Source organism: Chitinophaga ginsengisegetis, assembly GCF_900168065.1.
GTDB lineage: Bacteria > Bacteroidota > Bacteroidia > Chitinophagales > Chitinophagaceae > Chitinophaga > Chitinophaga ginsengisegetis.
The window spans coordinates 506094-532212 of the sequence record NZ_FUZZ01000002.1; the positions used below are offsets into that span (position 1 = coordinate 506094).

Annotated in this window: 19 protein-coding genes; 6 read left to right on the plus strand and 13 right to left on the minus strand. The window is 47.2% G+C overall.

The genetic code is table 11. The features are described from left to right. Positions 1 to 175 precede the first annotated feature (175 nt). Positions 176 to 571: a response regulator gene (locus tag B5Z18_RS15770; RefSeq protein WP_079470441.1), complete on the plus strand. Its 396-nt coding sequence runs from the start codon at positions 176 to 178 to the stop codon at positions 569 to 571. Positions 572 to 647: 76 nt separating this feature from the next. Here B5Z18_RS15770 and B5Z18_RS15775 read toward each other — a convergent pair whose 3' ends face one another. Continuing rightward, a complete protein-coding gene (locus B5Z18_RS15775) occupies positions 648 to 2291 on the minus strand; it encodes an ABC-F family ATP-binding cassette domain-containing protein (protein ID WP_079470442.1) in 1644 nt (547 codons plus the stop codon). A gap of 256 nt (positions 2292 to 2547) precedes the next feature. Here B5Z18_RS15775 and B5Z18_RS15780 point away from each other — a divergent pair, with 256 nt between their 5' ends. Both B5Z18_RS15780 and murI read left to right on the plus strand, forming a co-directional pair. Further along, positions 2548 to 3210 carry a carbonic anhydrase gene (locus B5Z18_RS15780; protein WP_079470443.1) on the plus strand — a complete coding sequence of 221 codons (663 nt, stop codon included), beginning with the start codon at positions 2548 to 2550 and terminating at the stop codon, positions 3208 to 3210. Positions 3211 to 3212: 2 nt separating this feature from the next. Further along, positions 3213 to 4031 (plus strand): glutamate racemase, encoded by an 819-nt coding sequence (gene murI, locus B5Z18_RS15785; RefSeq protein WP_079470444.1) that lies wholly within the window; start codon positions 3213 to 3215, stop codon positions 4029 to 4031. Positions 4032 to 4085: 54 nt separating this feature from the next. Here murI and B5Z18_RS15790 read toward each other — a convergent pair whose 3' ends face one another. The 8 genes from B5Z18_RS15790 to B5Z18_RS15825 all read right to left on the minus strand — a co-directional run bounded on the left by B5Z18_RS15790 (position 4086) and on the right by B5Z18_RS15825 (position 13973). Then, positions 4086 to 6134: a S9 family peptidase gene (locus tag B5Z18_RS15790; protein WP_235015940.1), complete on the minus strand. Its 2049-nt coding sequence runs from the start codon at positions 6132 to 6134 to the stop codon at positions 4086 to 4088. 138 nt (positions 6135 to 6272) lie between these two features. Then, positions 6273 to 7658: a Gfo/Idh/MocA family protein gene (locus B5Z18_RS15795; protein ID WP_079470446.1), complete on the minus strand. Its 1386-nt coding sequence runs from the start codon at positions 7656 to 7658 to the stop codon at positions 6273 to 6275. 342 nt (positions 7659 to 8000) lie between these two features. Continuing rightward, positions 8001 to 8765: a succinate dehydrogenase/fumarate reductase iron-sulfur subunit gene (locus tag B5Z18_RS15800; protein ID WP_079470447.1), complete on the minus strand. Its 765-nt coding sequence runs from the start codon at positions 8763 to 8765 to the stop codon at positions 8001 to 8003. Between the two features lie 63 nt (positions 8766 to 8828). After that, positions 8829 to 10802 carry a fumarate reductase/succinate dehydrogenase flavoprotein subunit gene (locus B5Z18_RS15805; RefSeq protein WP_079470448.1) on the minus strand — a complete coding sequence of 658 codons (1974 nt, stop codon included), beginning with the start codon at positions 10800 to 10802 and terminating at the stop codon, positions 8829 to 8831. A 19-nt stretch (positions 10803 to 10821) separates the two neighbouring features. Beyond that, positions 10822 to 11505 carry a succinate dehydrogenase cytochrome b subunit gene (locus tag B5Z18_RS15810; RefSeq protein WP_079470449.1) on the minus strand — a complete coding sequence of 228 codons (684 nt, stop codon included), beginning with the start codon at positions 11503 to 11505 and terminating at the stop codon, positions 10822 to 10824. A gap of 187 nt (positions 11506 to 11692) precedes the next feature. Further along, positions 11693 to 12256, minus strand: coding sequence for a hypothetical protein (locus B5Z18_RS15815; protein ID WP_079470450.1), 564 nt, complete (start codon positions 12254 to 12256; stop codon positions 11693 to 11695). Between the two features lie 30 nt (positions 12257 to 12286). Beyond that, complete coding sequence (gene murQ / locus B5Z18_RS15820) at positions 12287 to 13105, minus strand: N-acetylmuramic acid 6-phosphate etherase (protein ID WP_079470451.1); 819 nt, start codon at positions 13103 to 13105, stop codon at positions 12287 to 12289. Positions 13106 to 13124: 19 nt separating this feature from the next. Beyond that, on the minus strand, positions 13125 to 13973 hold the full coding sequence (locus B5Z18_RS15825) for a BadF/BadG/BcrA/BcrD ATPase family protein (protein ID WP_079470452.1): 849 nt from the start codon (positions 13971 to 13973) through the stop codon (positions 13125 to 13127). Positions 13974 to 14189: 216 nt separating this feature from the next. Between B5Z18_RS15825 and B5Z18_RS15830 the strand changes: the two genes are divergently transcribed. Beyond that, a complete protein-coding gene (locus B5Z18_RS15830) occupies positions 14190 to 15806 on the plus strand; it encodes a S41 family peptidase (protein WP_235015941.1) in 1617 nt (538 codons plus the stop codon). Between the two features lie 90 nt (positions 15807 to 15896). Here B5Z18_RS15830 and B5Z18_RS15835 read toward each other — a convergent pair whose 3' ends face one another. Beyond that, positions 15897 to 18017: a carboxy terminal-processing peptidase gene (locus tag B5Z18_RS15835; protein WP_079470454.1), complete on the minus strand. Its 2121-nt coding sequence runs from the start codon at positions 18015 to 18017 to the stop codon at positions 15897 to 15899. A 275-nt stretch (positions 18018 to 18292) separates the two neighbouring features. Continuing rightward, on the minus strand, positions 18293 to 19522 hold the full coding sequence (locus B5Z18_RS15840) for a PQQ-dependent sugar dehydrogenase (protein ID WP_079470455.1): 1230 nt from the start codon (positions 19520 to 19522) through the stop codon (positions 18293 to 18295). 141 nt (positions 19523 to 19663) lie between these two features. Here B5Z18_RS15840 and B5Z18_RS15845 point away from each other — a divergent pair, with 141 nt between their 5' ends. Further along, the gene (locus tag B5Z18_RS15845; protein WP_079470456.1) at positions 19664 to 20920 is read left to right on the plus strand and encodes an MFS transporter; all 1257 of its coding nucleotides are present in this window, start codon (positions 19664 to 19666) and stop codon (positions 20918 to 20920) included. Positions 20921 to 20960: 40 nt separating this feature from the next. Here B5Z18_RS15845 and B5Z18_RS15850 read toward each other — a convergent pair whose 3' ends face one another. Further along, on the minus strand, positions 20961 to 21455 hold the full coding sequence (locus tag B5Z18_RS15850; RefSeq protein WP_079470457.1) for a YkgJ family cysteine cluster protein: 495 nt from the start codon (positions 21453 to 21455) through the stop codon (positions 20961 to 20963). A gap of 164 nt (positions 21456 to 21619) precedes the next feature. Between B5Z18_RS15850 and gcvP the strand changes: the two genes are divergently transcribed. Further along, complete coding sequence (gene gcvP / locus B5Z18_RS15855; protein WP_079470458.1) at positions 21620 to 24481, plus strand: aminomethyl-transferring glycine dehydrogenase; 2862 nt, start codon at positions 21620 to 21622, stop codon at positions 24479 to 24481. An 80-nt stretch (positions 24482 to 24561) separates the two neighbouring features. Here the strand turns inward: gcvP and B5Z18_RS15860 are convergent, their stop codons facing one another. Further along, the gene (locus B5Z18_RS15860) at positions 24562 to 25812 is read right to left on the minus strand and encodes an alkaline phosphatase family protein (RefSeq protein WP_079470459.1); all 1251 of its coding nucleotides are present in this window, start codon (positions 25810 to 25812) and stop codon (positions 24562 to 24564) included. Positions 25813 to 26119 lie beyond the last annotated feature (307 nt).

The following is a 26119-nucleotide window of genomic DNA, read 5'->3' on the forward strand; positions in this document are numbered from 1 at the left end:
GCCGGTTTAGCCCGTGTTTACAATTAAGGAGATTGATTTCAGCAGCTTGTTATCCCTGAAGTCAACGCCCTTTATTTGACAGAAAACGGTCCCAGATAATTCGCTTCTTGACATCGTCTCTTGTGCACCTTTTGTTATTATCGGATAAGATAAGAAGCCCAATTAAAACTGAAGCATGGAAGACATGAATAAAATAGTGTACGTTGTAGATGACGATGAAATATTTCATTTCATCATCAAAAAAATGTTGGGGCACCAAAGCGATCACCTGGTAGTTACCTCTTTTCTCTGTGCAGAAGAGGCCCTGGAGCAGCTTTCCAGTACCCCTCAGCCTACCTTACCCTCTCTTATCATTCTTGATATGAATATGCAGCGAATGAATGGCTGGGATTTTATTGAGGCATACAGAGGATTGAAAACTTCTCTTAAAAGTACCATCCCGATTATTATGTGCTCCTCCTCTGTGGATGTACGAGATATGCAAAAAGTGCAGCATACGCCGGAGCTGATGGCGTACATTACAAAACCGCTCGATAAGAATAAACTGAAAGTAATAGAGGAGTATCTGTAAGATATAAAAACACCATTAAAAAAGAAGCGAATGATCGGTTGATCATTCGCTTCTTTTATTTTCAGCTATTTATCTTTTACGCTAAAACCGCGCTGCCGTACATTTCTTCACGCAGTGCTTTCACACGTTCATCGGCCAGGTACTCATCAAAGGTCATCAGCCTGTCGATGATGCCTTTAGGCGTCAGTTCAATAATACGGTTTGCTACTGATTGCATGAAGGTATGGTCATGGGTAGTGAACAACACCACGCCTTTGTAGTTGATCATACTTTCGTTGAAAGACTGGATAGATTCCAGATCCAGGTGGTTGGTAGGCTCATCAAGTATCAGCACATTCGGATCCTGCAGCATCATGCGGCTGGTCATGCAACGTACTTTTTCACCACCACTCAGCACGGAAGTTTTCTTCATGATCTCATCTCCGCCAAATAACATTTTACCGAGGAAGCCACGCAGGAACGGCTCATCCACATCAGTTACATGTGGTGGTACGTATTGACGCAGCCAATCCATCAGGTTCAGGTCTTTATTGGTAAAGAAGGCAGCGTTGTCGTTTGGCAGGTAGGCACTGGTAACAGTGGTACCCCATTCAAACTTGCCGCTGTCGGCCTTTGCTTCATTGTTGATTACTTCAAAGAAGGTAGTGAGTGCCAGGTGATCTTTAGACAGGAACGCGATCTTATCTCCCTTGTTAACGGAGAAAGTAACATCTGTAAAGAGTTTGCGGCCATCCACCAGTTTTTCCAGTTTCTCTACGTTCAGGATCTGGTTACCTACTTCGCGCTGTTGCTTGAAGATGATACCAGGATACTTACGGTTAGAAGGCTGGATATCTTCCACCACCAGTTTTTCGAGGGCTTTCTTACGGGAAGTAGCCTGTTTACTTTTGGAGGCGTTGGCACTAAAGCGGGCGATAAAGTCCATGAGGTCTTTACGCTTATCTTCCATTTTCTTGTTCTTATCTGCAATCTGGCGGGCCATCAACTGGGATGATTCGTACCAGAAGGTGTAGTTACCGCTGAAGATCTGGATCTTCGCGCGGTCCACATCTGCCACATGCGTACATACGGCATCGAGGAAGTGACGGTCGTGGGATACAACGATCACGATATTTTCGTAGTCGGCCAGGAAGTTTTCCAGCCAGCCAATGGTTTCCACATCAAGGTCGTTCGTAGGCTCATCCAGCAGCAGGATATCAGGATTACCGAACAGCGCCTGTGCAAGCAGTACCCGCACTTTAAGGCTACCGGCAATGTCTTTCATGAGCGTGCCGTGCATTTCTTCTTTCACACCCAGATCGCTCAGCAGTACACCTGCATCGCTTTCTGCGGTATAACCGCCCATTTCGCCATACTCAGCTTCCAGTTCGCCTGCGCGCATACCGTCTTCTTCGGTAAAGTCTTCTTTGGCGTAAATAGTGTCCCTTTCGTGCGCTATTTCCCAAAGTTTCTTATTACCCATCAATACGGCATTCAGTACGGTAACCTCGTCAAACCCAAAGTGGTTCTGTGTGAGCACGCTCATGCGCTCACCGGGGGTGATTTCCACAGTACCTTTATTCGGTTCTATTTCACCGGACAATATCTTCAGAAAAGTAGACTTACCTGCTCCATTGGCCCCAATCACACCATAACAGTTCCCTTTTGTGAAATTGAGGTTTACTTCGTCAAACAATACTCTCTTACCAAAAGAGAGCGTTACGTTTTTAACACTGATCATGCTGGCTATGTAAATTTTGAAGCTGCAAAGGTACTGATTTTATGCGGGGTTTCCAAGAAGACATCCTACCAGACATATCGATAAAAAAACAATGATAATCATCTTTGTAACAGCATTTTATACATTCACTATGCCTAACCTTATCAGCAGTAAGCAAAAGCGGTGATTCCTCTTCTGCTGTTAACCCATTCATCATGAAAGAGTTGTCTCATATATGCTTTCTATACGTATCTTTAGCGCATAAAAATGGAACCGCATGACAGCATATAAAGAGATATTTGAGAATAACAAACGTTGGGTAGCTTCCAAAATGGCCACGGACGAGGAGTTTTTCGAGAAGATGGCCGATTCCCAGAAACCAGCCTATCTGTATATTGGCTGCAGCGACAGCCGCGTTCCCACCAATGAAATCATGGGACTCGAAGCAGGTGAAGTTTTTGTACATCGCAATATTGCCAACCTTGTTCCCAACACCGACCTTAACGTGATGGGTGTGATCAACTACGCGGTGGTACATCTCGAAGTAAAACATATCATTGTATGCGGTCACTACAACTGCGGCGGCGTAAAGGCGGCCATGCAGGCGAAAGACCTCGGCATCCTCAACCCCTGGCTGCGCAACATCCGCGATGTTTACCGCCTCCATATGGACGAACTCAACGCTATAACGGATGAGCATACACGCTACAACCGCCTCGTTGAACTGAATACACAGGAACAATGCATCAACGTGATCAAAACCGCAGCGGTGCAGAAATCATACGTGGAAAAAGGGTTCCCTACCGTACACGGCTGGGTGTATGATCTGAAAAACGGCATGCTGAAAGACCTGGAAATAGACTTTGAGGGTGTATTGCATGAAATTCAGAAGATTTATGACTTAACAGGTTCCGGCCTGATGCAAAAAGACAACGACTAATCATGGGTCCGATAGGCATATTCGACTCCGGCTACGGCGGCTTAACCGTACTCAAAGAAATAGTAGCGGAACTCCCGCAATACGATTACATCTACCTGGGCGATAACGCCCGCGCACCTTATGGCAACCGTGGCTTTGATACCATTCATGCGTATACGCTGGAATGTGTGCAGAAACTGTTTGCAATGGGTTGCCCGCTGGTAATACTTGCCTGTAACACCGCTTCGGCCAAAGCGCTGCGTACCATCCAGCAAAAAGACCTGCCCAATATTGCTCCCGATAACCGGGTGCTGGGCGTGATCCGTCCTACTTCTGAAATGGTGGGCACCATCACGCAAACCGGTGAAGTAGGCATACTGGCCACCAACGGTACCGTATCGTCCGAATCTTACCCGCTGGAAATCCAAAAGTTTTTCCCGCACGTAAAAACACATCAGCTGGCCTGCCCTATGTGGGTACCGCTGATTGAAAATAATGAACACGAAAACGAAGGAGCAGACTACTTTGTAAAAGAGTACCTGGATAAAATATTGCTGCCCTCACCTGGCATCGATACCCTGGTGCTTGGCTGCACCCATTATCCCCTGCTGATGAAAAAGATTAAACAGTTTTTACCAGGCGGTATCACTGTTTTGTCGCAGGGAAAAATTGTGGCACACAGCCTGAAAGATTATCTGAAACGCCATCCTGAAATGGAAAGCAGGTTGAGTAAGCAACAGCAACGTACTTTTTATACAACCGATGACCCGGCCATTTTTGATAAAATGGCGGAGATCTTTTACGGTAAAACAGTAACATCTGCAAAGATGCTCACCAAATAAATAAAGCCTGCCGGCAAATGATACCGGCAGGCTTTACATTTTTATTTCTCTTCTTTATTTTCCTTCAAGCTTTAACAGGAACGAATACTCCAGCGCCACTTCCTCCAGTGCTTTAAATCTTCCGGAAGCGCCACCGTGGCCGGCTTCCATATTGGTATGCAACAGCAGTAAATGATGATCTGTTTTCATTTCCCTTAGCTTCGCCACCCACTTGGCCGGTTCCCAGTACTGTACCTGTGAATCGTGCAACCCGGTGGTGACCAGCATATTCGGATATGCCTTCTGCTCCACATTATCGTAAGGAGAATAGGACTTCATGTAATCGTAAGAATCTTTATTTTTTGGATTGCCCCACTCATCAAACTCACCGGTGGTGAGCGGAATACTTTCATCGAGCATGGTGGTAACCACATCTACAAAAGGCACCTGTGCCACAATGCCATTGAACAACGTAGGCTCCATATTGGCTACAGCACCCATCAGCAGACCGCCTGCACTGCCGCCCATCGCATAAAGATGTGCGGAGTCGGTGTAATGCTGCTGTACCAGGAATTTGGCGCAGGCGATGAAATCGGTGAAGGTGTTTTTCTTTTTAAACATCTTGCCGTCTTCATACCACTGCCGCCCCATTTCCTGGCCGCCACGGATATGTGCAATAGCAAAAGCAAAACCACGATCCAGTAAACTTAACCGCGTAGAGCTGAAAGTGGCATCCATGCTGCTGCCGTAAGAACCGTATCCATACAGCAATAACGGGCCCTTGCCATTTTTCTCAAACGTTTTCTTATACACAATCGACACCGGAATTTTGGTACCATCTGTGGCAGTGGCAAATAATCTCTCTGTGGTGTAATCTTTCGGATCATAACCGCCCAGTACTTCCTGCTGACGTTTCAGTTCACTGGCGCCTGTTTCCATGTTGTAATCATACACAGAGTTGGGTGTGATCATGGAAGTATAGTTATACCGCAGTTCTTTGCTGTCCATTTCCGGGTTACTGCTAACGGAAGCAGTGTATGCGGTTTCTGAAAAGGGCAGGTATTTTTCTGTATGGGTTTTGTCGTTGATGATCCGGATATGCGTTAAACCGCCTTTTCTTTCTTCCAGTACCGTATACTCTTTAAACAGCTCCACTCCTTCCAGCAATACATCGCTGCGGTTGGGGATCAGCTCTTTCCAGTTTTGCCGGGAAGTTTTATCCAGTGCGGTTTCCATCAGGCGGAAGTTGAGTGCATTCCAGTTGGTGGTAATGTAGAATTTATCATCACGATGATCCACGTAGTACAGCATCTCTTTTTCACGCGGGTGGAAAATGCGGAATTCTTCATTGGGTTTGGCCGCATCCAGGATCCTGCTTTCAGACGACAACGTGCTTTCGCTGTTGATAATAATATACTTACCGGATTTTGTTTTGGATACCTCTACATTAAACGTTTCATCGGCTTCATGATACACTTCCTTATCGGTTGCAACACCCAGTGAGTGCCGCATGATACGATCGGCCCGGAGGGTAACGGTATCTTTGCGGGAATAGAACAGGGTTTTATTATCACTGGCCCAGGTGCTGCCGGCGGTGGTTTCATGGATTTCGTCTTTCAGCAGTTCGTTTGTTTCCAGGTTTTTGATCCGGATGATATAACGTCTGCGGCTTACCGTATCGATTCCGTAGGCGAGTAATTTCGCATCGGGACTTACACTCAATCCGGCTACCTGGCAATAGGCGTGGCCTGCAGCCAGTTCGTTTACGTTCAGGATCACCTCTTCCGGCGCTTCCAGGCTGCCTTTCTTACGGCAATGCACGGGGTACTCTTTCCCTTCTTCATAACGGGTATAGTAATAATAACCGTTTTTAAGATAGGGCACACTCATATCTGTTTCCTTGATCCGGGATTTCATCTCGGTGAAGAGTTTTTCGCGGAGCTTTTTTTCGGGCGACAGGATCGTGTCGAGGTAAGCGTTTTCTGCGTTCAGCCAGGACAGTACTTTCGGATCTTCCCGGTTGTTCATCCAATAATAATTATCGATCCGTTTGTCGCCGTGGATGCTGAGTTCTTTAGCTATCTTTTCCGCTACAGGAGGTTTTATATCAGCCTGGTCATTCATAGTATTTTTCTTTTGATTACAAGACAAGAGCACCGTTCCCAAAAGCAACCAACAATTACCCTGGAAGTTTTTAAACATAGGAGATAGATTTAAATAGTAAGGTTTTAACTCAAAAGCATTACAAATTACGAATTCTCCTTACACTATTTTCATATTCACCGGGTCCCAGTTGATCAGTTTTTTGCTGAAGTAGCTTTCATTTGTTACCAGGGCTGGTCCTGCGGCGCGGAGACCAAATACGGCATCTTCCACCACCGGTTTACCGGAGCGCATGGATTCAAAGAAGTTGGTGAAGTGGTCCAGGCGGTCGTCGTATCCTTTGGGAGAAGCAAAAGCGCTGGAGGTTTCCACTGTATTCCGTTTATCTGTGGGGTATTTGGCGTTATACTCCTGCACGTATTGCGCCTGTTGTTGTTTGGTAAATGTGTTATAGGTATCCCAGCCACCATAGCCCGGCGCTTCCGGCAGTTTGTGTTTTTTGATTTTGAAATCATTCCAGCCCAGTTCCAGCACGCCATCGGTACCAATAAAACGGGTGTATTCGCCGCCACCGCTGCCATCAGCAAAGTTCACGCGGAGTGTCATCTGGAAGGCGGGATGTTCTTTTGTTTCGGGGTAGTCGAAAATGGCTACTACCACATCCGGCACATCGCGGCCATCTTTCCATTGCACCAGGTTGCCGCTGGCATAAATAGAAGTGGGACCGAGCGATCCGGTAATGAAATGCAGTCCGGAGATCAGGTGTACAAACAGATCTCCGGGGATACCGGTGCCATAGGCGCGGTAATTACGCCAGCGGAAGAAGCGTACCAGGTCGAAAGGCATTTTGGCTGTATCTTTCAGGAAGGTGTCAAAGTCTACGGTAGCGGGTGAAGCATCCGGCGGGATGGAGTATTGCCAGGCGCCGAGCGCGCTGTGGCGGTCCATCCGGGCCTCTACCACGTTCAGTTGTCCTATTTCGCCTGCCTGGTAACGTTTACGCGCTTCTGCGAGGGCCACGCTGCTAACGCGCTGGCTGCCCACCTGGAAAACGGCTTTGGTGCGTTGCTGTGCGGCAATTACTTTATGCCCTTCTTCTATCTGCTGTACCATCGGCTTTTCACAGTACACGGCTTTACCGGCTTCCATTGCGGCAATGGCAATGGTATCGTGCCAGTGGTCGGGTGTAGCTACTATGATGGCGTCTATATCTTTTCGTTTCAGTAGTTCGCGGTAGTCGCGGGTGGTGTATACCTGCGGACCGAATACGTCTTTCACTTTTGTAAGGTGACCGGTGTACAGATCAGCAGCGCCCACAAATTCCACTCCCGGCACTTTGATGGCGGTTTCCACATCCCCGAATCCCATGATGCCCATTCCTACACAGGCGATCCGGATTTTGTCGTTTGGAGCGATCCTTTTTTCAGGCTGTAATATTTCTACGTGTTCCTTTTCTTTTGCGAGGGCCGCCAGCTGGCCTATTCCGAGCAGTGCGGCGGTGCTGCCGATGTGTTTGATAAACTTTCTGCGTGATTGTTCTGACATATGTTCTCTGTTTTACATTGCGTGGAAAAAACACATGATAGTAAAAAAATTTAGAAAGATAAAGTTCGATGGATGAGCGGAGGGGGCGGAGGTTGTCTTACTCAGGATTAAACTGATTAAGCTGATTAGATTGATTTTATTTTGGGGGATTTTGTAAATGATTGGGGGAGATGATATTGGTTTTGGGATTTTTTTGGAAGATTTCCAGTTTTTGGGAGAACGAATGAAAAAAGAAAGGAGATAAGAATGGATATTCCATTCTCATCTCCCTAATATCATAAAAGAAAAAATCAATGTAATCCGCTTAATCAGTTTAATCCTGAGTAAGACAAACTCCGCAGCTTATTTCTCGGAAGAAAATCCTGCTCCAATAAACTCCCGGTTGAGGCGGGCGATATTGGTGAGGGAAATTTCTTTCGGGCATTCAGCTTCGCAGGCGCCGGTATTGGTACAGCTACCAAAGCCTTCCTTATCCATTTGCGCAACCATGTTGAGGGCGCGGGATTGTTTTTCTGGCTGGCCCTGTGGCAGCAATGCCAGCTGGGAAACTTTTGCAGATACGAACAGCATGGCAGAAGAGTTCTTACAAGCTGCTACGCAGGCGCCGCAACCGATACAGGCAGCAGCCGCAAAAGCCAGGTCAGCTTTGTTTTTATCTACCGGTAAACAGTTCGCATCCTGTGCGTTACCTGTATTTACGGAAATATAACCACCTGCTTCAATGATGCGGTCGAAAGCGGATCTGTCTACTGTCAGATCTTTAATCACCGGGAATGCGCCTGCTCTCCAGGGTTCTACCGTAATGGTATCGCCATCTTTGAAAGCGCGCATGTGCAGCTGGCAGGTAGTAGTACCATCCCACGGACCGTGTGCGCGGCCGTTGATATGCATGGAGCACATACCGCAGATACCTTCGCGGCAGTCGTGGTCAAATGCTATTGGTTCTTTGCCTTCATTGATCAGCTCTTCATTCACTACATCAAACATTTCCAGGAAAGACATTTCAGAAGAAATGTTTTTTGCCTGTAATGTTTCAAATCTACCCTGATCGTTTTTGTTTTTCTGCCTCCACACTTTTAATGTGAGGTTCATGTTATAATGTTCCATATACCTTGGACAATTATTTGATTTATAATCCTGGCTAACCGTTAAACAGTTTACCAATAACCATTATTTGTAGCTACGCTGTGTTGGTTTACATTCAACGAATTCCAGCGGTTCTTTGTGCAGTTCATACTGGCCATCGCCTTTGTATTCCCATGCAGATACGTAGCTGAAGTTTTCGTCGTCACGTTTTGCTTCCCCTTCATCTGTTTGTGATTCTTCGCGGAAGTGGCCACCACAGGATTCGCGGCGGTTCAGCGCATCGATGCACATTAATTCGCCCAGTTCCAGGAAGTCGGCCACGCGACCGGCTTTTTCCAGTTCGGGGTTGAATTCATTGGCTTCACCGGGAACGCGAACATCTTTCCAGAACTCAGCACGCAGCGCTTTAATTTCTTCGATCGCTTCTTTCAGACCCTTTTCATTACGCGCCATACCGCATTTGTCCCACATGATCTTACCCAGTTTCTTGTGGAAGAAATCAACAGATTTGGTGCCTTTGATGTTGATGAACTTATTGATGGTTTCCCTTACTTTATTTTCTGCTTCCACGAAAGCAGGGTGGTCGGTAGGGATTGCCTTTGTGCGGATTTCATCTGCCAGGTAGTTACCAACGGTGTAAGGAATCACGAAGTAACCATCTGCCAGGCCCTGCATCAGTGCAGATGCACCGAGGCGGTTAGCGCCGTGATCAGAGAAGTTTGCTTCTCCCAGGGAATATAAGCCGGGAACGGTAGTACCCAGTTCGTAATCCACCCAGAGGCCACCCATTGTGTAGTGTACCGCAGGATAGATACGCATGGGCAGTTCGTAAGGATTTTCACCGGTGATTTTGGCGTACATGTCGAACAGGTTACCATATTTCTCGGCTACTACTTCTTTACCCAGTTTAATAATTTCTTCTTTGGAAACATTGGAGAGCTGGCGTTTACCCACTTCAATATTACCATAACGTTCGATGGCTGCGGCAAAGTCGAGGTATACTGCCTGTTTGGAAGTACCTACGCCATAACCGGCATCGCATCTTTCTTTTGCTGCACGGGAAGCCACATCGCGGGGAACGAGGTTACCGAATGCAGGATATCTTCTTTCCAGGTAGTAATCCCTTTCTTCTTCAGGAATATCACTGGCTTTGCGGGTATCGTTTTGTTTTTTGGGTACCCAGATACGGCCATCGTTACGCAGTGATTCTGACATGAGGGTCAGTTTCGACTGGTGATCGCCGGAAACCGGGATACAGGTAGGATGGATCTGTGTGAAGCAGGGGTTAGCGAAGTAAGCACCGTTCTTGGTAGCTTTCCAGGCGGCAGTTACGTTAGAACCCATTGCGTTGGTAGACAGGTAGAACACGTTGCCATAACCACCGCTGCAGATCAGCACGGCATGACCGAAGTGGCGTTCCAGTTCGCCGGTGATCAGGTTACGTGCAATGATACCGCGTGCTTTACCATCAATTTTCACGATGTCGAGCATTTCGTGGCGGTTATACATTTTCACGTTACCCAGTGCTACCTGGCGTTCCAGTGCGGAGTAAGCGCCGAGGAGCAACTGCTGACCGGTTTGGCCGGCAGCATAAAAAGTACGCTGTACCTGTGTACCACCAAAAGAGCGGTTACTTAACAGGCCACCGTATTCACGTGCAAAGGGAACACCCTGTGCCACGCACTGATCTATAATGTTACCGCTCACTTCTGCCAAACGGTGTACGTTGGCTTCACGGGCGCGGTAGTCACCACCTTTTACTGTGTCGTAGAATAAGCGGAAAACAGAGTCACCGTCATTCTGATAATTTTTTGCCGCATTGATACCACCCTGGGCAGCAATACTGTGTGCGCGGCGCGGACTATCCTGAAAGCAGAATGCTTTTACTTTATATCCCAACTCTCCTAATGAAGCCGCTGCTGAAGCGCCGGCCAAACCAGTACCAATGATAATTACTTCCAGGTTGCGCTTATTGGCAGGGTTCACCAGTTTACAGTGTCCTTTATAGTCTTCCCATTTGGAATTTAATGGTCCGGCAGGAATTTTTGCGTCAAACATATATCCTTACTTTACAGAATTATTTGAAATAGATTACAACGGGGATGATAGCAAAACCGATAGGAATTGCGATACCAAACAACCATATGCCAATGAAGCTGAGTAAGCCGTTGTATTTTTTATGATTTAAACCAAAGGTCTGACAGGCGCTTTTAAAGCCGTGGATCAGGTGGAAAGACAGACCGATCATACCGATCACGTACAATGCTACCAGCCAGCCATTCTTGAAGGTTTCATAAGATAAAGCATACAGGTCTTTCAGCGGTTCAATGCTGCCTTCATAAGTGCGGGTGGGCATTTCCGTGTAGTGGAATTTCCCCCAGAAGTTAACCAGGTGGATAACGATGAAGATTAAGAGGATACTTCCCATAATGGCCATCTGACGACTGAACCAGGAAGATGTCTGATTACCCGGGTTCACGGCGTATTTCACCGGACGGGCTGCTCTGTTGCTGAATGTGAGCTGGAGCGCAATAAACGCGTGCAGCAGGATCACAATTTTCAGCCCCCAGGCAATAAACTGAATCAGGCTGTTGTGTCCCATAAACGCAGCGTATGCGTTAAAGGCCTTGCCTTCGTCGTTGTACAACAGCTGGAAATTACCTGCCAGGTGTACAATAACAAAACTGCAAAGAAACAAGCCGGTAGCACCTACCAATAACTTCTTACCGATAGAGGTATTAAAGAACTGTGACCACTTCATAAGTAAAATTCTAAGCTTCCTAGTATAAAAAGATGTTTGAAATGTCGGGCAAATTTAACGCAGGAAAAATAAAAACCAAATGATATTTATCAGGTTTTCATACGCATATATTATTATTCACATTCATTACGCATTTATAATCATCTAAACACGCATAATATCTTTCATTTTGTAATGAAAATTAATATTATTCCAGCCGTTTTAACATGATATTATCTACCATGTTAAACAGGTGTAATGGTTGATAGGTGCGCCATTTATCATCATCGAGCAGGTGAACATAGTAGTGCAAACGTGCTCTCTCAAACTCTTCGCGGGTTTGTATTGGCATATTGAGGCTTACGATCCAGCCACCTTCATCGCGGATATCTTCCCACCATTCTTCATAATAACAATCATCGGAAGAATGGAAGTTCATTACATTTTCCGTGATGAGAATATATTTTGTGATGCCTTGTGCGATGAGGGTATCAATGATGTTGCGCTTCATAGTCATGATGTCGTTATCAATCGCATCATTCCATTCTCCCAGTAATTCTATGATGGCGAAGTTAAACTGGTAATCTATGAAGAGGATTTTCATGTACAGGTTGCGTGAGCCAAATTCATCCCACTGTGGATGTATATAATAGTTATACACCGAATTGGAATATTCAAACTCACTGTATTCCCTTCCATAAAACGGAGAGTACTCATCTTCTTCGGCGGTGTACAAATGCCGCCAGTTGTAATATGGCTCTATGTTATGCATACCTGGTTGCTGGGTACAAAAGTTTTAAAATCATTTTCCGGTAAAATCGTCCACTGCCTTTTTCACGCTGCCGGCCTTTAACAGCAGTTGTTGCGCCTGTTCGTAATCGGTGAGTGACAATTGTTCCATGAGCATTTTCACGCCGCGGTCTACCAGCTTTTCGTTACTGAGCTGCATGTTCACCATTTTGTTATCTTCTACCCTGCCGAGCTGGATCATCACGGCGGTAGACAGCATATTCAGCACCAGCTTCTGCGCAGTGCCGCTTTTCAGACGTGTGCTGCCCGTTACAAACTCCGGTCCTACCACTACCTCCACGGGGAAGTCGGCCGCCGCAGATACCGGCGTATCCGGGTTACAGCTGATGCTGCCCGTTACGATGCCATGCTTACGGCATTCATTGAGGGCGCCTATTACATAAGGCGTGGTGCCGCTGGCCGCGATTCCCACCACCACATCTTTATCGGTTATATTATACGCCTGCAGATCTTCCCAGCCCTGTGTGCGGCTGTCTTCCGCAAACTCCACGGCTTTACGTATAGCCGTATCGCCGCCGGCAATCAATCCTACCACCAGTCCCTGCGGCACGCCAAAAGTAGGCGGGCATTCAGAGGCGTCTACCACACCTAAACGTCCGCTGGTACCGGCTCCCATATAAAACAGGCGGCCACCTGCCAGCATTTTATCTGCTACGGCGGTCACCAGTTTTTCTATTTGCGGGATCGCTTTTTCCACGGCTAACGGAACGGTCTGATCTTCTTTGTTCATGTTCGTCAGCAGCTCCTGCACGCTCATCTTTTCGAGGTGACGATAGTGTGAAGCCTGTTCCGTTACTTTTACAAATGACATATTGAATGGTTAAAAATGATTAACGATGATATTCCAGCAAACCTTCCATTGGCGTGCGCAGCACTTTGCCCATTGGCAATTCATAGAGTTCGCACAATTCGCTGATGATGTCGCGGAAGTGCCAGGCAACCCCACCGGTAAAGTGTAGTGCGGTGGTCCAGCTTTCCCTGTATTTATAAATATGATTAAAGAAGAAGTCGTTCAGCCCGTCTTCCAGGATGTTCTGGATCATGTAGTGCTCGCGGTTTTCCGACAGAAACTCTGTAAACCCGGCCAGGTAGCGGTTGGCTAACGGCTTGCGGTATACGTTTTCCAGGATCTCATCTTTATTGGTATGGTACTTATATTCAAAGCGGGCGTGCAGGTCGGCATCAAAACTATGGTAAAGGTAATACTGGAGCACTTTACGCCCCAGGTAGGCGCCACTGCCTTCATCGCCGAGGATATAACCCAGGCCCGGATTATTTTTCACCACTTCTTTCCCATCATAGTAACAGGAATTAGAGCCGGTACCTAAAATGCTTACCACGCCTTCCTGTGCGCCGCAAAGTGCACGGGCAGCCCCCATAAGGTCGTGCTGTACATCAAATGTGGCAGCAGGCCATACCGCCTTTATAGCATCGGATACCAGCTGCAGGTTCTTTGGCTGCGACAGGCCCGTTCCATAAAAATATATAGCTGTTACCGGTTGGCCGGCAGGTAACTGTGGTACCAGTTCCTTTTCGAAAATGGCCTTGATCTGCTCCGCAGATTGAAAATACGGACTCACGCCCTGCGTTTTCAATATCAGCGGTTCCGCCGCGCCCAGCAAGCCCCATTCCGTCTTCGTAGATCCGCTGTCAGCAATTAACTTTATTCCAGCACCCATATCCGGTTATTTATGAAATTTAAGAATCCTAAAAGTTTGCACCCGATTTATGCTATTTTTGTCACAATTTAAACAAAAGGGGTTCATAAAAACAAATGGCCCCTTTAAGTTTAAGTGATGATGATACATGTATGCAGCAGATTGCTTTCCGCCAGGTGCTTTTGCTACATGGATACAAAGATTGGTCATATAAATTAGCGGGATAATAATCTGATTATGTCTAACAGGAAGTTGAATGTTTTTTTACCTCTTCTCTTTGCAGTTGTATTAGCCCTGGGAATGTTCCTCGGACATAAAATGCCTGGATCGAACAACGGAGGGGCCACTGTATTTTTTACCAAACCCAACAGGGGCCCGTTACAGGAAGTGATGGACCTGATCAAAGCGAAATATGTAGATTCACTTAATACAGATGATTTACAGCAGGAAGCCATAGAAGGGTTACTGACCCACCTGGATCCTCACTCCATATATATACCACCTTCTGAACTGCAACGGGTAAATGAAGATATGGAAGGTAACTTTGAAGGGATCGGGGTAGAATTCAATATCACTGCCGATACGGTGAACGTAGTGAGTGTGCTGAGCGGCGGCCCGTCTGAAACCGCAGGCGTACAAACCGGTGATAAGATCCTGAAAGTGAACGACAGCCTGGTAGCCGGCAACAGCATTACACCGGAAAAGATCCGCAAACTGCTGAGAGGCCCTGCCGGTTCTACCGTGAACACCATTGTATTAAGACAGGATAAAAAGATCACCATCCCCATCAAGAGAGGCGTTATTCCTTTGTATAGTATAGACGCCAGCTACATGGCGGCTCCTGGTGTGGGTTATATCAAGATCAGCAAATTCTCCGCCACCACCTACGATGAGTTTATGAAAGCCATCCGTCAGCTGGAAAAACAAGGCATGCAGAAACTGGTAATTGACCTCCGGCAGAACCCCGGCGGTTACCTGGATGCAGCCACCCGCATTGCCGATGAACTCATCGACGACCAGAAACTGATTGTATACACGAAGGGGAAAGACTTCCCCCGTACCGATTATAAAACGAAACGGCCGGGTCTTTTTGAAAGAGGCGCCCTCGCCGTACTTACGGACGAAGGCTCTGCTTCCGCCAGTGAAATCCTTGCAGGCGCCATACAGGACTGGGACCGCGGCACCGTTATTGGCCGCCGCACCTTTGGCAAGGGCCTGGTACAGGAGCAGTACGACCTGGACAACGGAGGCGCGCTGCGTCTTACCGTAGCCCGCTACTATATTCCTTCCGGCAGAAGTATCCAGAAACCTTACGGAAAAGGACATGATGATTATGATGACGACATCATTGAACGTTACCACCACGGAGAAATGGTGAACAAAGACAGTATCAAAATAACCGATACCGTGCTTTATAAAACAGCAGCAGGCCGCCCGGTTTACGGCGGTGGCGGTATTACACCGGATATTTTCATTCCGTTTGATACTTCCCGCTTTACACCTACTTTAACCGCCATTTATACCCGCAATACGTTCAGCAACTTTGCTTATCAGTATTATACCACGCACAGGGAAATTTTCAAATCTTATACGAACGCAGAGGCTTTCACCAAAAACTTCCAGACTACGCCTGAACTGATCAGCGACTTCAAAGTATACGCTAAAAAAGACAGCATACCTGGCCTGGATCATCTCACAGCCCGTGACGAAACAGAAATCCGCACAAGGCTCAAAGCCATGCTGGCACGCCAGCTGTACAGAACAGAAGGTTTCTATGAAGCCATCAATGCAGAAGATCCTATGGTAAAGAAAGCGCTGGAAATAGTGAGCAAGGAAAAGGGAGCATCACAATAACGAAATCATCATACGATAAAATAAGAAAGCCGTTCAGATATTCCTGAACGGCTTTCTTATTTTATGTTAGTAAGAAGATGATCTCTTCTCTTACTGATTCTTACGCTGCATCTTAGGCAATGACTGAACGATCAGGTCATTCATTACGTTCACTGCTTCATCGAGATAGATGTCTTTGGTTCTGATCCTGATCCAGTCCTTGTTACGGGCTATCTTGGAAGAATCGTTGCCAAATTTCTCCATATCAGATTTGATGTTTATGATATTGAGTTCTTTTACTTTATCATTTACTGCATCATATTTTTTGAGTGCAGCGGTATTTGTTTTCTGTTCTGTTTTATACGTCTGCAGGTTCAGGGAATAAGTTTCCTGTTTTTCCAGTTTCTTTAAAGTGTTCAGGTTTTCGTTGAGCAATTTGAAAGCTGCGCTGGAAGCCATTCTTTTTTCGCTGTTCTTTTTCAGAGATTCTGCATTTACCGGGTTATACCATGCGGTGAAGCTTGCGCGGGGGATTTCATCCCATGCCAGTGCATCGGAATCTTTACGTTCAGCTACTTCGTAGTATGGATCAGGCAATACAATATCTGAAGCCACGCCTTTCAGCTGGGTAGAACCGCCATTGGCGCGGTAAAATTTCTGCTGGGTAAGTTTCAGTGCGCCGAGGCTGCCACCGTCTTTTACCGGGTAGAAATCATCCAGGTTGAAGAGACGCTGTACAGTGCCTTTACCAAATGTTTGGGTGCTGCCGATGATTACTGCGCGTTTGTAGTCCTGCATGGCTGCGGCCATAATTTCAGAAGCGGAAGCGCTGTATTCATTTACCATGATAGCCAGTGGTCCTTCGTATTGTACATTCTTATCGCGGTCGCGCAGTACTACAGCATCGCCACCACGGGAGCGTACCTGTACCACGGGGCCTTCCGGAATGAACAGGCCGGCCATCTGCACTACATCCTGGAGGGAGCCGCCGCCGTTGAAGCGGAGATCAAGGATAATGCCTTCCACATTTTCTGCTTTCAGCTTAGCTACTTCTTTGGCAACGTCTTCCGCGCTGCGGGCGCCGTTACGGTCGTTGAAGTCGGCATAGAATTCCGGCAGGTAGATGTAGCCTATTTTATGTTGTCCGTTGATGATCGCTGATTTGGCGAATGTTTCTTCGGTTACAATTTCATCACGGATGATGGTGATATCTTTAGTGGTACCGTCCACGCTTCTTACAGTCAGTTTAACAGGAGTACCTTTTTTACCACGGATCAGTTTCACCGCATCTTCTACGGGGTAACCGGTAATATCCACTGGTTCAGTATTTCCCTGTGCTACTTTCTGGATCACGTCGTTGGCTTTCAGTTGTCCCTGTTTCCAGCTTGGACTTCCGGTAACGATGCTTACCACGCGGATTTTGTCGCCTTCTTCTTTCAGCTGTGCGCCGATACCAAAGAATTTACCGGCCATCTGTTCTTCGAACGCGCGTTTTTCATCCGGCGGGAAGTAGTCGGTATGCGGATCCATGGTAGTGGTGATCGCATTTACGTAGAGGTTAAAGCGGTCATTATCGTTCTGCCTGTTTTTCAGACGTTCAAAATAACGGTCGTACAGTTGTTTCACCTTTACGCGTGCTTCTGCTTCCAGTTCCACATCGGTTTTGGTTTTAATACTGTCTTTCCCTTTATCTTTTTCTCTCATTTCCTGGAGATCGGTCAGTTTTTCCAGCGTACGATATTTCAATACTTTGCGCCAGGCTTCTTTACGGGCATTTTCATCTGCAGGAAAATCCACTTTATCCGGGTCCAGTGTTACCTTTTCATCTACGGTGAAATCAAAAGGTTTGGACAGGATTTCAGGGTAGATCGCTGCTGCTTCAGCCACCCGTTGTTTGATCAGGGTGTTGATGCTGCGGAAACAGTCGATCGGTGCCCCTTTCAGTTCATCATCAATATGAACGGCGAGGGGCATAAGTTTATCCACATCTGTTTTCAGGAAAAATTTCTTTTCCGTATCCAGGCTACGCAGGTATTTATTAAAAACTTCGGTGGAGAATTTGTCATCTATTGCTTTGGGTTGGTAATGCCCTTCTTTCAGCATCTGCCCCACCAGGTTCATGATCACCTCATAACGACCCGGAGGATCGTCATTATGTCCGAGCTTATTAAAAGCCAACACGCCTGCGGAGATGCTAAGCAGCACAACCGGTATAATCACTTTCAGTCTCATATGTATCTCAATTGAACTTAAACGTTGTCAAATCAAATATAAAATAAAATCACCCGTCGGTCGTGCAATTTATTTCCTTTTAACAAAAAATTGGGCCAAACGGGCACCAGGCGAGATACATGGCTGAAAAGCGTTGTTTTTCCCGCCCGCTACAGTACCTGTGAGGGTGTGGTTACCGGCTGTCGACGTATCCACGAAGTATCTACGAAGCATCCACGAAGGAACCCCGCCTGAAAGGTGGACCTGAAGTAAACGATTAAGGTGGCTGGAATGTTTTATTCTTTCACCAGCTTATACACCGCTCCTTTAAATCCGCTGCTGCCGGAAGTGCTGGCAAGCATATATAATTCGCCCTGTTCATCCTCTCCCCAGCTGAGGATCTGGAGGTTATCTGCCGGGCGACCGGTGAGTTCCAGCGGAGCGCTGGTCCATTTTTGCCCGTTGGGCGTGAGTACAAAGGCTTTCCCGTTATAATCGCCGAAAACATATAATCCTTTCAGCGCCGGGATGGCGCTGCCGCGATATACATAACCACCGGTGATACTTATCCCCACATCGTGGCTGTATTCGTGGATAGGTGCAATCAATGCCGACTTGTCTGCACCCGCAGGCACGTTATAGTCATGAGTGCCTTCCAGGATCCGCCAGCCGTAGTTACCTCCTTTGGTAATGATGTCTACTTCTTCATACTTATTCTGTCCTACGTCACCGGCAAAGAGCATCCTAGTGGTTTTATCAAAGGAAAAGCGCCAGGGGTTACGAAGGCCATAGGCCCATATTTCAGGCCGGGTGTCGGGCCGGTTAACGAAAGGATTATCCGGAGGGATAGAATAGGGTGTTCCATTGACATTTATTCTTAATATTTTACCCAGTAAAGTATTGAGGTTCTGGCCGTTGCCAATAGTGCCATGCTTATCACCGCCACCGCCGCCATCACCAAGCCCCACATAGAGGTAGCCATCGGGCCCAAACTGCAGCTGCCCGCCGTTATGATTGGATTCCGGTTCATCCACTTCCAGTACAATCCTTTTGGAGGCGGTATTAGCCACATTTGGATTCCCTGCTGTGGTGGTAAACTCTACCAGGCGGCTGGTGTGATCGAAGCCGGATCTTTTAGCAGGCGAGCTATAGTACACATAAAACTTGTGATTCGATTTAAAATCGGGGTGAAAGGCCATCCCCAACAGCCCGCGTTCATCATATCCCGGATTTACGGAAATCATATCGCTGCTTACATCCAGGAAAGGGGTGGGAAGCAGCTTGTTTTGCTGCACGATCCATACTTTCCCTTCTTTCTGACAGAAAAATAACCTGCCGGTACCATCCCCGGGCACGGCCATATTTACCGGAGATATGAACTGGTCTGTTACCAGCTGCAGCTTCGCTTTCCGGGGCGCATTAGCCGGAGGCTCAGGACCATCATCATTGGAATTATTGCCCGCGCAGGCAAACTGTATGAATATGGCCGGTAATAAAGCCCGGAAAATAAGGGTATGTATTTCCATAGAACTGCGGTATTAATGCAGAATAAATATAACCCAGAAAGCCGAAAGGAAGAAGTGATTGTGGTGAGCGGTGAAGCGGATTGCCTGATATTCTGCCGTCGCCGTTTCTGATTTTTGTACCTTCGCAAAAAACTCATCAGGTTGGACACTACGGCACCGAAAAAGAACGACCCATACGCTTCGCTACGCTTTCCGGAATTCAATTATTACCTGGTAATCCGCTTTGCGCTTGTATTTGCGCTGGCCATGCAATTTGCCATTATAGAATGGAAAGTATATGAAATTTCAAAAGATCCCTTCTCACTGGGATTGATAGGTTTGGCAGAAGTAATTCCTGCCGTGTTGCTGGCGCCGTTTGCCGGGCATATGGTAGACAAACGTGAGAAGCGGGGCATGCTCCTCTATTGTGTGATTGCTTATCTTTTTATCAGCTCGGGGTTATTCCTGTTAACCTGGGACCGTGCAGTGGCGGGCGTTTCAAAGCACTGGGTGCTTAACCTCATTTACCTGCTGGTTTTCCTGGGCGGCATTGTGCGGGCCTATACAAGTCCTTCTAACTTTACCCTGATGTCGCTGCTGGTGCCGCGTGAATTATACGCCAACGCCTCTACGTGGAGCAGTTCTGCGTGGCAGATAGGCGGTGTGCTGGGACCTGCACTGGGCGGGCTTTTCATTCACTGGTTCGGGGTACACTGGTCGATGTTGATGGTAGTATTTATTTTCCTGGCGCCCTTATACAGTTTGCTGAAGATAAAGCCCAAGCCGGTTTATTATAAACCGAAGGGCGAGAGTTTTGTGACGGGTCTTACTGAAGGAATGCGGTTTGTATGGAAAACCAAAGTGGTATTGAATGCGATGGCGCTTGATATGTTTGCAGTATTGTTTGGCGGTGCGGTAGCGATGTTACCGGCATTTGCCACAGATGTACTGCATGTGGGTTCCCTGGGTTATGGATTGCTGCGTTCCGCCCCTGCGGTGGGTGCGTTGGTCACCATGTTTATACTGGCCCATAAGCCATTGGTGAACAAACCGGGTATCAAGCTGCTGGCGGCGGTATTCGGCTTTGGTTTAACCATTATATTGTTTGGTCTTTCCACGAGCTTTTACCTGTCGATGTTTGCGCTGCTGATCAGTGGCGCGCTGGATGGTATCAGTGTAATCATACGGCAAACGATCCTGCAGTTAAAAACGCCGGACGATATGCGCGGGCGGGTAGCATCAGTAAGTTCCATGTTTGTGGGTTCTTCCAATGAACTGGGGGCCTTTGAAAGCGGTTTTATGGCCAGGGCAATGGGTTTGGTGCCGTCGGTGGTATTTGGAGGATGTGTTACGCTGGGCGTGGTGATCACCACTTATATTATTTCACCGGCTATGCGCAAGCTGGATCTGAAGCCTTAGCAGGCGGCGGTTAGCCTTTAACAGCGCCAACCGCCTTTACCTATAAATCCATCTTTTCTTTTAACTTTTCCAGCACATAATAAACAGCCGGGCAAACGGTGCTGTTTTCGTAGGTGATCTTCGGGCGTTTAAAAAAGTCGTAACTGTCTGTGTAGGGATAGTTGGCGCAATCGCCGGGGCGTACATCATAGATGCCGCAGTAGTTGTCGGCGCCCAGGAAGGGGCACGGCGTGAACTTCACCACATAGTCTTCATCCTTATCAAGCCGGAGATAAGTTTCAATGAAATCACCTTCCTTCATGCCCAGGTGCTTTGAGATGCGCCTGATATCGGGCCCTTTAAAACGGGGGCTGATGGTTTTGCAGCAGTTACCGCACTGGAGGCAGTCGATTTTACTGAATGCTTCCTCATGCAGATCCGGCAACAGCTTCTCCACTCCTTTTCCACGGCGGGTTTGCAGTTTTGCGAGGAACTGTTTATTCGCTTTTTGCTTATCCTGGGCCTTCTGTTCCCAGTCTTCTAATATTTTGCTCATTTGGTGCAAAGATAGGTAAATAGTCTGTGGACAAAATTATGACATATACACCCATCCCTGAAGTATCATTTATCACTGTTTTCCCCCGCCAGTATTGATTGTTTGGCCGTTGCTTAAAATCTGCATAGCTTTGCGCATTCTATTTCAAATTACCTGCTTACATCATGAATCTTTTTGATATTCAACAAAATGAATTCGTGCACCGTCACATAGGGCCGAATGAAAGAGAGACCAACCAGATGCTGGAAACCATCGGGGCCTCCAACCTGGACCAGCTGATCAGCAAAACCGTTCCGGGCGCCATCCGTATGCAACAGCCACTGGCTATTCCTGCAGCGATGAGTGAAAGTGATTATCTCCGTCATCTGAAGGACATATCACTGAAAAACAAAGTATACCGCAACTATATTGGCCAGGGTTATTTTGATACGATTACACCAAGTGTTATTCTGCGTAATGTATTTGAGAATCCAGGATGGTATACCCAGTATACGCCGTACCAGGCAGAAATTTCCCAGGGCCGCCTGGAAAGCCTGCTGAACTACCAGACAATGGTATGTGATCTGACAGGACTGCCAATTGCCAATGCTTCCCTGCTGGATGAAGCCACTGCCGCAGCAGAAGCCATGACCATGTTCTTCAATGCGCTGAATAAGGATCATGACCATGTAACCAGACCTAAATTTTTTGTAGATAACAACGTATATCCGCAAACGCTGGATGTAATTTATACCCGCGCTACCCCGCTTCACATTGAAGTAGTGACAGGCGATTACAAAACTGCTTCCTTCGACGAACTATACTTCGGTGCGCTGATCCAGTATCCCGACAACGTGGGTGCTGCAGCCGATTACCGTGCTTTCATTGACCAGGTACACGCAGTGGGCGCATTTGTAGGTGTGGCAACAGACCTGCTGGCACTGACCCTGCTTACTTCCCCTGGCGACATGGGCGCTGATGCAGCCTTTGGTTCTGCACAACGCTTTGGTGTTCCATTGGGCTTTGGTGGTCCGCACGCTGCTTTCTTTGCAGTAAAAGACGATTTTAAACGTTCTATCCCCGGCCGTATCATCGGTGTGAGCATTGATGCCAATGGCGGCCGTGCACTGCGTATGGCACTGCAAACCCGTGAACAGCACATCAAACGTGAAAAAGCAACTTCCAATATCTGTACTGCACAGGCATTGCTGGCCAATATGGCCGCCATGTATGCTGTATATCATGGTCCGGAAGGGCTGAAAAATATTGCTACCCGTATTTCCCTGCTCACCAATACACTGGCGGGTAAGCTGAAGGCTAAAGGTCTGAAGCTGGCGTCAGACAGCTTCTTCGATACTATCGTAGTTGAAGGCGCTGATGTAAAAGATGCTGCAGAAGCACTGGGTATCAACTTCCGTTACTTCGCCAATGGCAATGTGGGTATCTCTCTCGATGAAACCACTACCATTGCTGATGTAAACGACATCCTGCACGTATTTGGCGCAGGTACTACAGATGCAGCAGCCGTTTCCGGTGGTACCACCGGTATCCCTGCCGATCTGCAACGTACTTCTCCTTACCTGCAATATCCTGTATTTAACAGCTATCACAGCGAATCGCTGATGATGCGTTACCTGAAGATGCTGGAAAACAAGGATCTTTCCCTGAATACTTCCATGATCTCCCTGGGTTCCTGCACCATGAAGCTGAATGCAGCTACCGAGATGATTCCTTTGAGCTGGGCACACTGGAGCAAAATGCATCCATTTGCACCGAAAAACCAGGTAGGCGGCTATTTACAGATGGCTGAAGAACTGGGAGAATACCTCAGCAAAATTACCGGCTTCGACGCATGCAGCCTGCAGCCTAACAGTGGTGCACAGGGTGAATACGCCGGCCTGCTGGTGATCCGCGAATACCAGAAGAGCAGAGGTGAAGGCCACCGTAATGTAATGCTGATCCCGATCAGTGCCCACGGTACCAACCCCGCATCTGCAGTAATGGCGGGCTTCAAGGTAGTGATTGTAAAAGCGCTGGAAAACGGCTACATCGATGTAGACGATCTGAAAGCAAAAGCAGCCACCTACAGTAAAGACCTCGCCGGTATCATGATCACTTATCCATCTACCTATGGTGTATATGAAGAAAGTGTAAAAGATATCTGCGCTACAATACACGAACACGGCGGACAGGTATATATGGACGGCGCCAACATGAACGCCCAGGTAGGTTTAACCGCACCCGGACTGATTGGCGCAGACGTTTGTCACCTGAACCTGCACAAAACTTTCGCTATTCCTCACGGTGGCGGCGGTCCCGGCATGGGCCCTATCTGCGTAGCAAAACACCTGGCGCCATTCCTGCCAGGACACGTTACACTGAATGATGGCAAGCCATCCAACGCCGTATCTGCAGCGCCATTTGGTTCTGCCAGCATCCTGCTGATCTCTTACGCTTACATCCGCATGCTTGGATTCAATGGCGTTAAACAGGCGTCTGAATTTGCTATCCTGAATGCCAACTATATGAAGGCAAGACTGGAAAAAGCATATGACATCCTGTATACCGGTGTTAACGGTACCTGTGCGCATGAATTCATTGTGGACCTCCGTCCGTTTAAAGCAGCTGCCGGTATTGAAGCGGAAGATGTGGCCAAACGCCTGATGGATTATGGCTTCCACGCTCCTACCATGAGCTTCCCGGTTCCGGGCACTATCATGATTGAGCCTACTGAAAGTGAGGATAAAGGTGAGCTGGATCGCTTCTGCGATGCGCTGCTGGCTATCCGTGAAGAGATCCGTGCGGTAGAACTGGGTCAAAGCGATAAACAAAACAACGTACTGAAAAATGCACCGCATACCCAACAGGTGATCACTGCCGATGAATGGACCCGTCCATACAGCCGTCAGCAGGCAGCATTCCCGCTGGAATATGTGAAGGCAAATAAATTCTGGCCTTCTGTAAGCCGTATCAACAATACATTCGGCGACAGGAACCTGATCTGTACCTGCGAACCTGCAAGTGCATATGAGGAAGCAGCGGTATAAGCTGTTGGTTTAAATATTAAAAGAGAAGGGGATAGATGTTACGTCTATCCCCTTCTCTTTTTTTTAAAGATAAATAACGGTTATTGTAAGACAGGCTCCAGTACTTCCAGGCGCCCATCGATAGGCTGCGTGATATCCAGGCCGAGTATTCTTGCTACTAACGGGTACACATGTACGTTTTCGAAAGTGGCGATGCGGGTATGTGGTTTAAAAGCCGGTCCCCAGGCCATGAAGATGGCGTTCATGTTGGTGAGGTTATTGTCATACCCATGATGACCCGGACTTGCTTTCTTTGACGGTGTAAATATATAGTTGGCTTCTGCCAGCAGGATAATATCACCGATACGGTTATAAACATCTTCCTGACCATAATGCCATCTTTCCGGTGTTTCCTTTTTCAGGTAAGCCGTATAATGATTTTCGTGTTGTTTGAGATAATCATATGCGGCTTTGATTTCCTCATCGGTTTTACCGTATAGCATTACCTTTTCGTTTCCAGGTATACTTTTCAGGGGTTGCAGCACGGGTGCATCCGGCAGGGTGATGGTATGAGTGGTATCTGCCAGCATCATACCGTGATCGGATACCACGATAAAATTTACCGGGAGATGCAGCTGCTCTGCTTCGGCCACCATTTTGCCGATGGCGGCATCCACAAATTGTACGGCGCTGCGTACACTGTCGGCGTCTGGTCCCCAGGAATGGCCCATGTGATCCACTTCAGGGAAGTAGAAGGTAATGAGGTGCGGGCGTTGTTCTTCCGGCAGGCGGAGCCAGTTTATGACTGTTTGGATGCGTTGATCGATTCTTGTTTTTTCCTGGTACTTAAAGTAGTAAGTAGGACGTACGTTTTGTATGGCGCTTTCTGATCCTACCCAGAAATAGCTGGCGCTGATCATTTCCTGTTTCTCCGCCAATACCCATAATGGCACGCCATTGTACCAGGTGCCGTCTTCCACGGCATCGCGGTTGCCCACTTTGTAAACAGCATCTCTTTTACGGTCGTAAAAAAAATTATCCACCAGGCCGTGATGGGCGGGGTAAAGACCAGTAGCCAGGGAATAGTGATTGGGAAACGTAAGGGATGGAAATGCCGGCTGCATAGCAGTAGCGCGAACGCCTGCTCCCGACAGGCGCAGCAGGTTTTGTGCATTGTATTTTTCGGCGTAGTCGTACCGGAAACCATCAATGGAGATCATGATCACATATGGTCTCGACTGCTGCGTGGCGCTGTTCTTTCTTCCTTCCACTACCAGCTGGGCAGTATCCTGGGCGTAGCCGGCAAAGCTGATCGATAGCAGGACAGCGGCTAATAAAAAAATCCTTTTCACTATTATGGTATTTATGATTGCATGGTAACAATTGGGGAAGAATAACAGATGATGGGTTATAATGCGGGGCAAATTAGAAAACTATTTCCATTCAAAACGACATAAAGTAGTTATATATCCGTTAATAAAAATGCAGATATGAGTTACCACAGCTATTAAATCTCTCTTAAACATGTAATAATATTTTACCACATATTATTACAAAATGGCTATAAACAGGCAAAATGATAATCACTAAATAAAAAATTATATATATAATTTTAATTAATTAATTGTTTATCTATATATTAGCCTACTGAAAAACCAT

What these genes read in the sequence shown, in the direction of transcription:
- B5Z18_RS15840 (WP_079470455.1), bottom strand. Translation starts at nt 19,522, where the DNA reads ATGGAAATACATACCCTTATTTTCCGGGCTTTATTACCGGCCATATTC.
- B5Z18_RS15805 (WP_079470448.1), bottom strand. Translation starts at nt 10,802, where the DNA reads ATGTTTGACGCAAAAATTCCTGCCGGACCATTAAATTCCAAATGGGAA.
- B5Z18_RS15810 (WP_079470449.1), bottom strand. Translation starts at nt 11,505, where the DNA reads ATGAAGTGGTCACAGTTCTTTAATACCTCTATCGGTAAGAAGTTATTG.
- B5Z18_RS15790 (WP_235015940.1), bottom strand. Translation starts at nt 6,134, where the DNA reads ATGAATGACCAGGCTGATATAAAACCTCCTGTAGCGGAAAAGATAGCT.
- B5Z18_RS15780 (WP_079470443.1), top strand. Translation starts at nt 2,548, where the DNA reads ATGACAGCATATAAAGAGATATTTGAGAATAACAAACGTTGGGTAGCT.
- B5Z18_RS15800 (WP_079470447.1), bottom strand. Translation starts at nt 8,765, where the DNA reads ATGGAACATTATAACATGAACCTCACATTAAAAGTGTGGAGGCAGAAA.
- B5Z18_RS15770 (WP_079470441.1), top strand. Translation starts at nt 176, where the DNA reads ATGGAAGACATGAATAAAATAGTGTACGTTGTAGATGACGATGAAATA.
- B5Z18_RS15830 (WP_235015941.1), top strand. Translation starts at nt 14,190, where the DNA reads ATGTCTAACAGGAAGTTGAATGTTTTTTTACCTCTTCTCTTTGCAGTT.
- B5Z18_RS15775 (WP_079470442.1), bottom strand. Translation starts at nt 2,291, where the DNA reads ATGATCAGTGTTAAAAACGTAACGCTCTCTTTTGGTAAGAGAGTATTG.
- B5Z18_RS15795 (WP_079470446.1), bottom strand. Translation starts at nt 7,658, where the DNA reads ATGTCAGAACAATCACGCAGAAAGTTTATCAAACACATCGGCAGCACC.
- B5Z18_RS15850 (WP_079470457.1), bottom strand. Translation starts at nt 21,455, where the DNA reads ATGAGCAAAATATTAGAAGACTGGGAACAGAAGGCCCAGGATAAGCAA.
- B5Z18_RS15825 (WP_079470452.1), bottom strand. Translation starts at nt 13,973, where the DNA reads ATGGGTGCTGGAATAAAGTTAATTGCTGACAGCGGATCTACGAAGACG.
- B5Z18_RS15815 (WP_079470450.1), bottom strand. Translation starts at nt 12,256, where the DNA reads ATGCATAACATAGAGCCATATTACAACTGGCGGCATTTGTACACCGCC.
- gcvP (WP_079470458.1), top strand. Translation starts at nt 21,620, where the DNA reads ATGAATCTTTTTGATATTCAACAAAATGAATTCGTGCACCGTCACATA.
- B5Z18_RS15835 (WP_079470454.1), bottom strand. Translation starts at nt 18,017, where the DNA reads ATGAGACTGAAAGTGATTATACCGGTTGTGCTGCTTAGCATCTCCGCA.
- murI (WP_079470444.1), top strand. Translation starts at nt 3,213, where the DNA reads ATGGGTCCGATAGGCATATTCGACTCCGGCTACGGCGGCTTAACCGTA.
- murQ (WP_079470451.1), bottom strand. Translation starts at nt 13,105, where the DNA reads ATGTCATTTGTAAAAGTAACGGAACAGGCTTCACACTATCGTCACCTC.